Genomic DNA, 12,783 nt, shown 5'->3' on the forward strand with positions numbered 1-12,783 from the left:
CGCACGGCGTAAAGTTCCGGGCGGGTGCCCTTCCGGGCACAGCCCCGACGACGACGAAGGGAGGTCGAGCCGTGCGGCTTGACCACGAGTTCACCGTTCCGGCGCCGCCCGACCAGGTGTGGCGGGAGGTCACCGATCCGGAAAGCGTCGCGCCCTGTATGCCGGGTGCCACGCTGACGAAGGTCGAGGGTGACAGCTTCACCGGCAACGTGAAGGTCAAGCTCGGCCCGATTTCCTTGCTGTACAAGGGTTCCGGGGAGTTCCTGGAGAAGGACGAGAGCGCGCGGAAGATCGTCATCAAGGCCTCCGGCAAGGACTCGCGAGGCGCGGGCACGGCGGCTGCCACCGTCACGGTCACGCTGTCCGCGGAGGGCACTGGCACCAAGGGCAAGGTCGAGACCGACCTGAACGTGACCGGCCGCCCGGCGCAGTTCGGCCGCGGGATGATCTCCGAGGTGGGCGGCAAGATCCTGGACCAGTTCGCGCAGAACCTGGCGGAGAAGCTCACCGCGAGCGAGGAACCAGCGGCAACCGCGGCCACCGAAGAGAAGTCGGCGGACGCCACGGAACCCAAGCCGAAGCTGGAGTCGGTCAAGCCCGCCCCCAAAGAAGCCGAGGCGATCGACCTCTTCGACTACGCGGGCAGCTCCGTCGCCAAGCGCCTGGCCCCGGTCATCGCAGGCGTGGCAGGCCTACTGGTGATCGTCACGATCATCAGGCTGATCAGGCGCAAGAAGTAAAAAAACAACCAACCGCCGCCCGCCGCCCGGCAACGCGAAGCGAGCCACCCCACCGACCACACCCCTCCACGGCGGTGGAGGGGTGTCACACAGCGCGGCCACGCGCGTCCGTTGCCGCCGCAACGCAACAACCACCCGGCGGAAGCTTGAGCAGCCCGCCCGCGTTGCACCAACCGTGCACACCACCACAGACGTGGTAGTGATCGGCGCGGGCCAAGCAGGGCTCTCCGCCGCCTACCATCTGCGCCGCGCCGGTTTCCGCAACGAGACCGGGTTCGTCGTGCTGGATCACGGCAAACGTCCGGGTGGCGCGTGGCAGTACCGCTGGCCCTCGCTGCGCCTCGGCAAGGTGCACGGCATCTATGACCTCCCCGGACTAGCCCTCGGTCATCCCGACCTGGGGAAACCGGCCTCGGAAGTCGTCTCCGAGTATTTCGGCCGGTTCGAGCGGACCTTCGATCTGCCCGTGCACCGGCCGGTCGAAGTCCAGTCCGTTTCCCGCGAAGGCGACAGGCTGCTGGTCGCGAGCACGCTCGACGAATGGTCGGCCCGCGCGGTGATCAGCGCTACCGGCACGTGGGACAGGCCGTTCTGGCCGCGTTACCCGGGCCAGGAGACGTTCCGCGGCAGGCAGTTGCATACGGCGGAGTTCCAGAGCGCCGAGGAGTTCCGCGGCAAGCATGTGGTCGTCGTCGGCGGGGGCGCGTCGGGCACGCAGCTGCTCGTCGAAATCGCGGAGGTCGCGAGCGGGACGACGTGGGTCACGCGGCGTCCGCCGGAGTTCCACGAGGGCGACTTCACCCAGGAACACGGCCGTGAATCGGTCGCGAAGGTCGATCGCCGGGTGCGCGAGGGGTTGCCGCCCGAGAGCGTTGTGAGCGTGACCGGCCTGGTGCTCACGCCGGAGCTGCGCAAGGCCCGTGAACAGGGGATCCTCGACCGCAAGCCGATGTTCGAGCGGATCGTGCCGGACGGCGTGGTCTGGGCGGACGGCACGAAACAGCGCGCGGACGTCATCCTGTGGGCCACCGGTTTCCGTGCGGCGCTGGATCATCTCGCCCCGCTGCACCTGCGCACGCACGGCGGCGGGATCCGGATGGACGGCACGCGCGTGGTCGACGAGCCGCGGCTGCATCTCGTCGGGTATGGCCCGTCCGCGAGCACTGTCGGGGCGAACCGGGCCGGCCGCTCGGCGGTGCACGAGATCCGGCAGTTGCTAGAACGGCAGTGAGAACACGCGGCGCGCGTTGCCTCCGAGGAAGAGCTCCGTCGCCTCCGCGCCGAGCCCCAGCTCCGGCAGTCGCTTGAGGCACTGCGCGGGCGTGAGCATGGGGTAGTTGCTGCCGAACAGCACGCGCCTGCGCCCCTCGCCGCGCATGAACTCCACGAGTTCGGCCGGCAGCCGGTGCACGGCGTAGGCCGAGGTGTCGACGTAGAAGTTCGGGTACTTCCGCGCCAGCGAGAACACCTCCGGCAACCACGGATAGCCCACGTGCCCGCCGACGACGACCAGCTGCGGGAAGTCCAGCAACACCTCGTCCAGGTACGGGATCGGGCGGCCCGGCTCCGACGGGCACAGCGGCCCGGTGTGCCCGATCTGCGTGCAGAACGGCACGTCCTCCTCGACGCACGCCACGTACACCGGGTAGTAGCGGCGGTCGTTGGGCGGCAGGTTCCACAGCCACGGCACCACGCGCACGCCGACGAAGCCGAGATCCCTTACGCAGCGCCGGATCTCCCGCACCGCGCCGATCGGGTCGGTCAGGTCGACCGAGGCGACCCCGGCGAACCGGCCGGGGTGCTTCGCCACCAGCGCGGCGACTTCGTCGTTGGTGACGAGCGCGCCGTGCGGGCCGTGCCACGCCGAGAGCAGGCCGAGGTGCACGCCCGCCTGGTCCATCGCCGCCAGCGTCGTGGTCACGCTGGGCGCGACCGGTTCCATGTCCGTCCAGCGCAGGAGCGGTTCCAGCCAGCGCTGTTCCATGAAGCGCTGGTTCGGCTGCTGCATCCAGACGTCGATGATCTCCTCGGCCACACCGAGGAGATTAGCCCCGCCGGCCCGCCTTGACAGGGCGGAAGCATTGGGCTGGTATTGGTCCAATGAACAGTGCCCGGGGCATGCTCACCGTCGAAGAGCTGCGCGCGCTCGCCGGAACCCGTGAGATCGACACCGTGCTCGTCGCGCTGACCGATATGCAGGGCCGCTTGCAGGGCAAGCGATGCGCGGTCGACTACTTCCTGAACGAGGTCGTCCCGCAGGCCACCGAGGCGTGCAACTACCTGCTCGCGGTGGACGTCGACATGAACACCGTCGACGGCTACGAGATGTCTTCGTGGGAGCGCGGCTACGGGGATTTCGTGCTGCGCCCCGACCTGTCCACGTTGCGTCGCATCCCGTGGCACGAGGGCACGGCGCTCGTGCTCGCCGACGTCGAATGGGTGGAGGGCGGCGAAGTTCCGGCTTCCCCGCGCCAGATCCTGCGCCGTCAGCTGGACAGGCTGGCCGAGCGCGGGCTCGCCGCGTACGTCGGCACGGAGCTGGAGTTCATCGTCTTCGACGACACCTACGAGGATGCCTGGCGCCGCGGCTACCGCGAGCTGCGGCCCGCGAACCAGTACAACGTGGACTATTCGATGCTGGGCACCGCGCGGCTGGAGCCGTTGCTGCGCCGGATCCGCAACGACATGGGCGGCGCCGGGATGTACGTCGAGTCGGCGAAGGGCGAGTGCAACCCCGGCCAGCACGAGATCGCCTTCCGCTACACCGACGCACTGTCCACTTGCGACAATCACGTGATCTACAAGACCGGGGCCAAGGAGATCGCCGCGCAGCTGGGCAAGAGCCTGACCTTCATGGCGAAGTACAACGAGCGCGAGGGAAACTCCTGCCATATCCACATCAGCCTCCGCTCGACCGGCGGTGATCCGGTGCTCGCCGACGGGCACGGACATTCCCCGCTGATGCGGCATTTCCTGGCCGGGCAGCTGGCCTGCCTGCGCGAGCTGACCTACTTCTTCGCGCCGAACATCAACTCCTACAAGCGTTTCGCGCCCGGCAGCTTCGCGCCCACCGCTGTCGCCTGGGGCACCGACAATCGCACTTGCGCGCTGCGTGTGGTCGGGCACGGTGAGTCGCTGCGGGTGGAGAACAGGGTGCCGGGCGGCGACGTGAACCCGTACCTCGCCGTGGCCGCGCTGGTGGCGGCGGGGCTGTACGGGATCGAGCGGGAACTGCCGCTGGAGCCGGAGTTCCACGGCAACGCCTATGGCTCCGACAAGCCCGCCGTTCCCAGCACATTGAGGGATGCCGCGGCACTGCTCGCGGACAGTAAGATGGCGAAGGAGGCGTTCGGTGCCGAGGTCATCGAACACTACCTCAATGCCGCCCGCGTCGAGCTCGCCGCTTTTGACGCCGCAGTAACGGATTGGGAGCGTATTCGTGGCTTCGAACGGCTCTAGGCCGCTCATCGGCCTGTCCACGTATGTGGAGCAGGCTGCCTGGGGTGTCTGGGACACGCCGGCGGCGCTGCTGCCCAGGTCCTATGTGGACGGTGTGGTGAAGGCCGGTGGGGTGCCGGTGTTGCTGCCGTCGGTGGGGGAGGATGTTTCCGCGTTGTCCGCTGTGGACGCGCTGGTCCTCACCGGTGGCGCGGATGTGGACGCGGCGCGTTACGGCGAGCAGGCGCACGAAAAGACGGTGAGCCGCCCGGAGCGGGACGGGTTCGAGTTCGCGCTGGCGCGCGAGGCGTTGCGGCTCGGGATGCCGGTGCTGGGCGTCTGTCGTGGCGCCCAGGTGCTGAACGTCGCGCTGGGCGGCAGTCTGCACCAGCATCTGCCCGAAGTGGCCGGGCATGCGGAACACCAGCCCGCGCGTGCGGTGTACGGGCACAACCGTGTCACGCTTGAGGGCCTGGCGGCGGAAATTCTGGGCAGTGAAACGAAAGTGCAGTGCTACCACCACCAGTCGCTGGCGCGGCTCGGGTCGGGGCTGAAAGCCACCGGCTGGGCCGCGGACGGCACGGTCGAGGCGGTCGAGCTGGCCGGTGCGCGGTTCGTGCTCGGGGTGCAGTGGCATCCGGAGCAGGATTCGGACGACGTACGACTGTTCCGGGCGCTCGTGGAGGCCACATGGACGTGATCAACCCGGCGACCGAAAAGGTCGTGCGGACGGTGGAGCCGACGTCACGGCAGGAGACGGACGCGGCGATCGAGCGGGCGCGGAAAGCCTTGCCCGGCTGGAAAAACGTGGCGCCCGGTGACCGGGCCCGGCTGCTGCGCCGGTTCGCCGCGGCCGTGGACGCGGACCTCGAGCACCTCGCCGCGCTGGAGGTCGCGAACTCCGGGCACACCATCGGCAACGCGCGCTGGGAGGCCGGCAACGTCCGCGATCTGCTGGAGTATTCCGCGGGAGCGCCGGAACGCCTGCTGGGGCAGCAGATCCCGGTGCCGGGCGGGGTGAACGTCACGTTCCACGAGCCGCTCGGCGTGGTCGGCGTGATCGTGCCGTGGAACTTCCCGATGCCGATCGCGGGCTGGGGCTTCGCGCCCGCGCTCGCGGCCGGGAACACGGTGGTGCTCAAACCGGCCGAGCTCACCCCGTTGACGGCGCTCCGGCTCGCCGAGCTGGGCCGCGAAGCCGGGCTGCCGGACGGTGTGTTCCAGGTGCTGCCCGGGAAGGGAAGCGTTGTGGGGCAACGCTTCGTGACCCATCCGGCGGTGCGGAAGGTGGTGTTCACCGGGTCCACCGCGGTCGGCAGGCAGATCATGGCGGGCTGCGCGGAACAGGTGAAACGGGTCACCCTGGAGCTGGGCGGGAAGAACGCGAACATCGTCTTCGCCGACGCGGATATCGAGAAGGCCGCGGCGACGGCGCCGTACGGGGTGTTCGACAACGCGGGCCAGGATTGTTGCGCCCGTTCGCGGATTCTCGTGCAGGCGCCGGTCTACGACAGGTTCATGGAGCTGCTCGAGCCCGCCGTACGGGGCGTGCGCGTGGGTGATCCGGCTGACACGTCCAGCGAGATGGGGCCGCTGATTTCCGCTCAGCACAAGGAACGCGTGTCGGCGTATCTGCCGGATGGCGCGCCGGTGGCCTTCCGCGGCAGCGCGCCGGAGGGGCCGGGTTTCTGGTTCCCGCCCACGGTGGTCACGCCGGGATCGCTGAGTGATCCCTTGGTGACGGAGGAGATCTTCGGCCCGGTCGTCGCCGTGGTCCCGTTCACTGACGAGGCTGACGCGGTGCGCCTGGCCAATGACACCGAGTACGGGCTCTCGGGCTCGATCTGGACCTCCGATGTCGGCCGTGCGCTGCGCGTGTCGCGGGCGGTGGAGGCCGGGAATCTCTCGGTGAACTCGCATTCTTCGGTGCGGTACTGGACCCCGTTCGGCGGGTTCAAGCAGTCCGGGCTCGGCCGCGAGCTGGGTCCGGACGCGGTGCGGGCCTTCACCGAGGTCAAGAACGTCTTCATCAGTACGGAGGAATGAATGCAGCGCTTCGCGGGGCGGGTCGCGGTGATCACCGGCGGCGGGAGTGGGATCGGCCTGGCGACCGCCCGCCGGCTGGCCGAGGAGGGCGCACGGATCGTCGTCGCCGACGTCGACGCGGCCGCGGGCAAGGCGGCGGCCGACGAGGTGGGCGGCGAGTTCGTCGCCATGGACGTCACGAGCGAGTCCGAGGTCGAGGCGCTGTTCCAGACCACTGTGGACAGGTTCGGGTCGGTCGACGTCGCCTTCAACAACGCCGGTATTTCCCCGCCCGAGGACGATTCGATCCTCACCACGGGGCTCGAGGCGTGGAAGAAGGTGCAGGAGGTCAACCTGACCTCGGTGTACCTGTGCTGTAAGTACGCGATCCCGCACATGCAGCGCCAGGGCAAGGGCTCGATCGTCAACACCGCGTCTTTCGTGGCGGTGATGGGTGCCGCCACGTCGCAGATTTCTTATACGGCGTCCAAGGGCGGGGTGCTGTCGATGACGCGGGAGCTGGGTGTGCAGTTCGCACGCGAGGGCATCCGGGTCAACGCGCTGTGCCCGGGCCCGGTGAACACGCCGCTGCTGCGGGAGCTGTTCGCGAAGGACCCGGAACGCGCCGCGCGGCGCCTGGTGCACGTGCCCATGGGCCGCTTCGCCGAGGCGACGGAAATCGCCGCCGCCGTAGCCTTCCTTGCCAGCGACGATGCGTCCTTCATCACCGCCTCGCAGTTCCTGGTGGACGGCGGCATCAGCGGCGCCTACGTCACACCCATCTAGCCGCAGCAACTCCCGACCCGAGCACCCCTCCGCCCCGGCAGTCTCCCTCCCGGGCCGACCAGCGCCCCTCCGCTTCGCTCCGGGACCCGGCAACGCGAAGCGAGCCGTCCCACGACCACACCCCACCATCGTTCCGATCCCCAGCGCTCTTCAGCGGTCGGTGTGCCGGGTCAAGGCATCTTTCCCGCCTTGACGCGGTGCGGCGACCGTTGAACACTGCGCGATCGGGGCGGGGGTGGGGTGCACACAGCGCGGCCACGCGCGTCCGTTGCTGCCCCAAGCCGAGCGTTGCTGCCCCAGAATGAGCCGAGAACGAACGCAGCACGCACACCCGACCCCCGCCCTATAGACTGACCCCACGACAACTGAAGACGGCCGCTATGAGCCGGAGCGGGAGAGTCCCCGTCGCAGCACGGGGCGCCGAAGGAGCAATTTCCCCGCCAATCTCTCAGGTACCAGTTACCGCTCGGGCCAGGCCACTCTGGAAAGCAGGCGCAGCCGCGCCTCACCCAAGGTGAAAGCCGCGCGCCCGCGGTGAAACTCTCAGGTGCCGATGACAGAGGGGGAGTTCCCGCACCAGCGCAGAAGGAGCTCCCCATGCACACGTTCGCGGATCGGCATATCGGACCTGCCGGGCACGAGCAGGCCAAGATGCTGGCCGAATGCGGTTACGGCAGCCTGGACGCGCTCGTCGAGGCTGCGGTCCCGGCGGCGATCCGCAACCCCCGCGAGCTGGACCTGCTCCCTCCCGCGAGCGAGCGTGAGGCCACCGCCGAGCTGCGGGCGCTGGCGGCGAAGAACAGGCCGATGACGCAGATGATCGGCCTCGGTTTCAGCGACACGGTGACCCCGCCGGTGATCCGCCGCAACGTGCTGGAGAGCCCGGCCTGGTACACGGCGTACACGCCCTACCAGCCGGAGATCTCGCAGGGGCGGCTCGAAGCTCTCCTGAACTTCCAGACCATGATCTCCGACCTGACCGGCCTCGACCTGGCGAACGCCTCCCTCCTCGACGAGTCCACCGCGGTCGCCGAGGCCGTGATGCTCATGCGCCGCGGCTCGAAGGCCAAGTCGGACCGTGTGGTGCTCGACGCCGAGTGCCTGCCGCAGACCATCGCGGTGGTGCGCACGCGCGCCGCGGCCGTGGGCATCGAGGTCGACGTGCGGGATCTCGGCGCCGGGCTGCCCGAGGACTTCTTCGGGGTTGTCGTTCAGTATCCGGGTGCCTCCGGAGCGTTGCGGGGCAAGGGTTTCTACGAGGCGATCGGCAAGGTCGCCAAGGACGCGGGCGCGCTCTACACGGTGGCGGCCGACCTGCTGGCGCTGACGATGATCGCCGCGCCGGGCGAGTTCGGGGCCGACATCGCCACGGGCACCACGCAGCGCTTCGGCGTGCCGCTCGGTTATGGCGGGCCGCACGCCGGGTACATGGCTGTGCGCAAGGGCCTCGAGCGGTCCCTGCCGGGGCGTCTCGTCGGGGTTTCGAAGGACGCGGACGGCAACCCGGCGTACCGGCTCGCGCTACAGACCCGTGAGCAGCACATCCGCCGCGAGAAGGCGACCTCCAACATCTGCACCGCCCAGGTGCTGCCCGCGGTGCTCGCCGCGATGTACGCCGTGTACCACGGTCCGGACGGGCTGAAGGACATCGCGGAGCGCGTGCACGGGCTCGCGAGCGGGCTGGCCGCGGCGCTTCGCGAGGGCGGCGTCGAGGTCGTGCACGAGAGCTTCTTCGACACGGTGCTCGCCCGCGTGCCGGGCCGGGCGAAGCAGATCATCGCCGACGCGCGCCGCTTCGGCATCAACCTCGGCGCCGTGGACGCCGACCACGTGCGCGTCGCCTGCGACGAGGTCACCACGCTGGACACGCTGCGCCGCGTGCTGCTGGCGTTCGACAGCGAGGCGCACGCCGAGCCGGGGCCGGTCGCGCTGCCGAACGGCCTCGCCAGGGAGACCGAATACCTGACGCACGACGTGTTCCACAGCCACCGGTCCGAGACGGCGATGCTCCGCTACCTGCGTCGACTGTCCGATATGGACTACGCGCTCGACCGCGGCATGATCCCGCTCGGCTCGTGCACCATGAAGCTCAACGCCACGGCCGAAATGGAGCCGATCAGCTGGCCCGAGTTCGCGGGCCTGCACCCGTTCGCCCCGGCGGAGGACGCGGCGGGCTACCGGGAGCTGATCGGGCAGCTGTGCGCCTGGCTGGCCGAGGTCACCGGCTACGACGAGGTTTCCTTGCAGCCCAACGCGGGCAGCCAGGGCGAGTTCGCCGGCCTGCTCGCGATCCGTGCCTACCACAAGGCGAACGGGCAGCCGGAGCGTGACGTCTGCCTGATCCCGTCGTCCGCGCACGGCACCAACGCCGCGTCCGCGGTGCTCGCCGGAATGCGCGTGGTCGTGGTGGCCTGCAAGGAAAACGGCGACGTCGACCTCGAAGACCTTCAGGCCAAAGTGGACAAGCACTACGACACGCTGGCCGCGATCATGGTCACTTACCCGTCCACGCACGGCGTGTACGAGAACGGGATCGGCGAGATCGCCCGCATCGTGCACGACGGCGGCGGCCAGGTGTACGTCGACGGCGCGAACCTGAACGCGTTGCTGGGCCTGGCGAAGCCGGGCGAGTTCGGCGGCGACGTGTCGCACCTGAACCTGCACAAGACCTTCTGCATCCCGCATGGCGGTGGTGGCCCGGGCGTCGGCCCGGTCGCGGTGCGCGCGCACCTGGCGCCGTACCTGCCGAACCACCCGCTGTCCGAGGAAGCGGGCCCGGAGAGCGGCGTCGGCCCGATCTCGGCCGCCCCCTTCGGTTCCGCGTCGATCCTGCCGATCTCCTGGGCGTACGTGCGGATGATGGGCGCGGAAGGCTTGACCAGCGCCACGAAGGTCGCCGTGCTGGCCGCGAACTACGTGGCCGCGCGCCTTTCCCCGCACTACCCGGTGCTCTACACCGGCCGCGACGGGTTGGTGGCGCACGAATGCATCCTCGACCTGCGCGCGTTGACCAAGCGCACCGGCGTCACGGTGGAGGACGTCGCGAAACGCTTGGTGGACTACGGTTTCCACGCCCCGACGATGTCGTTCCCGGTGGCGGGCACGCTGATGGTGGAGCCCACCGAAAGCGAGGACGTGGGCGAGATCGACCGGTTCTGCGACGCGATGATCGCGATCCGCCGGGAGATCGAGGAGGTGGCCGACGGCCGCTGGAAGGTCGAGGAGAGCCCGCTGCGCAACGCGCCGCACACCGCGGAAACCCTGACGGCCGAATGGAATCTGCCCTACGATCGCCGTCTCGCCGTGTACCCGGCGGGGGTGGCACCGAAGACGAAGTACTGGCCGCCGGTCCGCCGCATCGACGGGGCGCACGGGGACCGCAACCTCGTCTGCTCGTGCCCGCCCATCGAAGCCTACGGGAGCTGATCATGCACACCGCGCTCTATGGCGTCCACAAAGGACTCAACGCGCTGTTCACCGACTTCGCCGGCTGGGAGATGCCGGTGCGCTACTCGAGCGAACTCGCCGAGCACCGGGCGGTGCGCGAGGCCGCCGGGCTGTTCGATCTCTCGCACATGGGCGAGATCGAGCTGACCGGGCCGCAGGCGGCGCAGGCGCTGGACTACGCGTTCGTCGGCAAGCTGTCCGCCGTCAAACCGGGCCGCGCTCGCTACACGATGATGTGCGCCGAGGACGGCGGGGTCATCGACGATCTGGTGGTGTACCGGCTGGCCGACGAGCAGTATCTGGTGGTGGCCAACGCCGGGAACGCGCCGGTGGTGGCCGAGGAGCTGGTCTCCAGGGCCGCCGGGTTCGACGTCGAGGTCACCGACCGCTCGGCGGACACCGCGCTGATCGCCGTGCAGGGGCCGAACTCCCCGGCGATCGTCGGTTCGGTGACGGACGCCGATCTCGCGTCGCTGAAGTACTACGCGAGCGTGCCGGCGCACGTGAAGGGCCACGACGTTCTGTTGGCGCGCACCGGATACACCGGCGAGGACGGCTTCGAGCTGTACGTTCCGGCTCCGGAAGCCGTCGAGGTCTGGCGGCTGCTGACCGACGCGGGTGAGCCGCACGGGCTGCTGCCGGCCGGGCTCGCCTGCCGTGACACCCTGCGGCTGGAAGCCGGAATGCCCTTGTACGGCAACGAGTTGTCCCGTGCGCGGGCGCCGTTCAGCGCCGGGCTGGGGCGGGTGGTCAAGTTCGACAAGCCCGGTGACTTCGTCGGCAGGACAGCGCTCGAAGACCGGAAGGAGCCTTCGCAGGTCCTGGTCGGTCTCAAGGGTCAGGGCCGTCGCGCGCCGCGGCACGGCTACAAGGTGCTCGCCGGTTCCACCGAAGTCGGCGAGGTGACCAGCGGGGCGCTGTCGCCGACGCTGGGCTACCCGATCGCGATGGCTTACGTGTCAAGGGAATCGAGTGAGCCGGGCGCGGAGCTGACGGTCGACGTCCGCGGCAGGGCGGAACCGGTCGAAGTCGTTCCGATGCCGTTCTACCGGCGATCCTGAGATGGCCATCAGCGTTTTCGACCTGTTCTCGATCGGGATCGGGCCGTCGAGCTCGCATACCGTCGGGCCGATGCGGGCGGCGCGGATGTTCCTGGAGTCGCTGGGCGACGCGCGACCGGAGGTGACGCGGGTCGAGGCGGAGCTGTTCGGCTCGCTCGGCGCGACGGGGCACGGGCACGGGAGCGACAAGGCTGTCCGATTAGGACTGCCCGGCTACCGTCCCGAAGATGTGCCGCTGGATGCCGTTCCCTCGTACGATTTCGAGCTAGACCTGACGATGCACCGCCGGAAGTCCTTGCCGGAGCACCCGAACGGCATGACGTTCCGCGCCTACGGTGAGAAACTGCTGGCGGAGCGCACTTACTATTCGGTCGGCGGCGGTTTCGTGCGGGGCGAGACGGCGATCGTCGAGGACAGCACCGAGCTGCCGTATCCGTTCTCCACCGGCGCCGACCTGCTCGCGCACTGTGGGGAGACGGGGTTGCCGGTCAGCGAAGTCATGCTGCGCAACGAGTTGTCGTGGCGGACGGCGGAGGAGATCCGCGCGGGCCTGCTGCGGATCTGGGACGTGATGGCAGAGTGCGTGCGCAACGGGTGCGAGCACGATGGCGTTCTGCCGGGCGGCCTGAAGGTGCCGAGGCGTGCGAAAGCCTGGCGGGACAAGCTGTTGGCCGAGGACAGCGAAGGCGATTCGCTGCTGGCGATGGACTGGGTGAGTCTGTACGCGCTGGCGGTCAACGAGGAGAACGCCGCGGGCGGCCGGGTCGTGACGGCTCCGACGAACGGGGCGGCCGGGATCATCCCCGCCGTGCTGCACTACTACCGGCGTTTCGTGCAAGGTGATGACGACGGCGTGGTGCGTTTCCTGCTCACCGCGGGTGCGATCGGCGTGATCCTGAAGACGACAGGCTCGATCTCGGGCGCGGAGGTCGGCTGCCAGGGCGAAGTGGGCTCGGCGTGCGCGATGGCGGCGGCGGGGCTGACCGAGGTACTCGGCGGAAGCCCGCGGCAGGTGGAAAACGCGGCCGAAATCGGGGTGGAGCACCATCTCGGGCTGACCTGTGATCCGGTGGGCGGGCTCGTGCAGATCCCGTGCATCGAGCGGAACGCGGTGGGCGCGTCGAAGGCCATCCATGCCGCGCGGATCGCGATGCGGGGCGACGGCAGCCATGTGGTCACGCTGGACAAGGCGATCAAGACCATGCGGGATACCGGCGCGGACATGAAGGTCAAGTACAAGGAGACCGCGCGCGGCGGGCTCGCCGTCAACGTGATCGAATGCTGAA

The 12,783-nt window shown here is 69.3% G+C and carries 10 protein-coding genes and 2 riboswitches; of the genes, 9 read left to right on the forward strand and 1 reads right to left on the reverse strand.

Translation table 11 applies throughout. The features are described from left to right. The first annotated feature begins 71 nt into the window (after nt 1-71). Nucleotides 72-740 carry an SRPBCC family protein gene (locus tag FPZ12_RS04560; RefSeq protein WP_144745683.1) on the forward strand — a complete coding sequence of 223 codons (669 nt, stop codon included), beginning with the start codon at nt 72-74 and terminating at the stop codon, nt 738-740. A gap of 175 nt (nt 741-915) precedes the next feature. After that, complete coding sequence (locus FPZ12_RS04565) at nt 916-1,971, forward strand: NAD(P)-binding domain-containing protein (protein ID WP_144745684.1); 1,056 nt, start codon at nt 916-918, stop codon at nt 1,969-1,971. Here the strand turns inward: FPZ12_RS04565 and FPZ12_RS04570 are convergent. Next, complete coding sequence (locus FPZ12_RS04570; protein ID WP_243769667.1) at nt 1,957-2,775, reverse strand: amidohydrolase family protein; 819 nt, start codon at nt 2,773-2,775, stop codon at nt 1,957-1,959. The two genes, FPZ12_RS04565 and FPZ12_RS04570, sit on opposite strands and share 15 nt — an antisense overlap. 65 nt (nt 2,776-2,840) lie before the next feature. On the opposite strand from FPZ12_RS04570, the gene FPZ12_RS04575 reads away from it, so the two are divergent. The 7 genes from FPZ12_RS04575 to FPZ12_RS04605 all read left to right on the forward strand — a co-directional run bounded on the left by FPZ12_RS04575 (nt 2,841) and on the right by FPZ12_RS04605 (nt 12,782). After that, nucleotides 2,841-4,199 carry a glutamine synthetase family protein gene (locus FPZ12_RS04575; protein ID WP_166462570.1) on the forward strand — a complete coding sequence of 453 codons (1,359 nt, stop codon included), beginning with the start codon at nt 2,841-2,843 and terminating at the stop codon, nt 4,197-4,199. Continuing rightward, nucleotides 4,180-4,878 (forward strand): gamma-glutamyl-gamma-aminobutyrate hydrolase family protein, encoded by a 699-nt coding sequence (locus FPZ12_RS04580; protein WP_144745685.1) that lies wholly within the window; start codon nt 4,180-4,182, stop codon nt 4,876-4,878. The genes FPZ12_RS04575 and FPZ12_RS04580 overlap by 20 nt, the downstream gene beginning before the upstream one ends. After that, the gene (locus FPZ12_RS04585) at nt 4,869-6,224 is read left to right on the forward strand and encodes an aldehyde dehydrogenase family protein (RefSeq protein WP_144745686.1); all 1,356 of its coding nucleotides are present in this window, start codon (nt 4,869-4,871) and stop codon (nt 6,222-6,224) included. The genes FPZ12_RS04580 and FPZ12_RS04585 overlap by 10 nt, the downstream gene beginning before the upstream one ends. Further along, nucleotides 6,225-6,989 carry a 3-oxoacyl-ACP reductase gene (locus tag FPZ12_RS04590; RefSeq protein WP_144745687.1) on the forward strand — a complete coding sequence of 255 codons (765 nt, stop codon included), beginning with the start codon at nt 6,225-6,227 and terminating at the stop codon, nt 6,987-6,989. It abuts the gene before it with no gap. A gap of 381 nt (nt 6,990-7,370) precedes the next feature. Next, nucleotides 7,371-7,464: riboswitch (glycine riboswitch) on the forward strand. Between the two features lies 1 nt (nt 7,465). Further along, nucleotides 7,466-7,556: riboswitch (glycine riboswitch) on the forward strand. 30 nt (nt 7,557-7,586) lie between these two features. Continuing rightward, complete coding sequence (gene gcvP, locus FPZ12_RS04595; RefSeq protein WP_144745688.1) at nt 7,587-10,415, forward strand: aminomethyl-transferring glycine dehydrogenase; 2,829 nt, start codon at nt 7,587-7,589, stop codon at nt 10,413-10,415. A gap of 2 nt (nt 10,416-10,417) precedes the next feature. After that, nucleotides 10,418-11,497 carry a glycine cleavage system aminomethyltransferase GcvT gene (gcvT, locus tag FPZ12_RS04600; RefSeq protein WP_424923569.1) on the forward strand — a complete coding sequence of 360 codons (1,080 nt, stop codon included), beginning with the start codon at nt 10,418-10,420 and terminating at the stop codon, nt 11,495-11,497. 1 nt (nt 11,498) lies between these two features. Beyond that, nucleotides 11,499-12,782, forward strand: coding sequence for an L-serine ammonia-lyase (locus tag FPZ12_RS04605; RefSeq protein ID WP_144745689.1), 1,284 nt, complete (start codon nt 11,499-11,501; stop codon nt 12,780-12,782). Nucleotide 12,783 lies beyond the last annotated feature (1 nt).

It is taken from the genome of Amycolatopsis acidicola, assembly GCF_007713735.2.
Taxonomy (GTDB): Bacteria; Actinomycetota; Actinomycetes; order Mycobacteriales; family Pseudonocardiaceae; genus Amycolatopsis_E; species Amycolatopsis_E acidicola.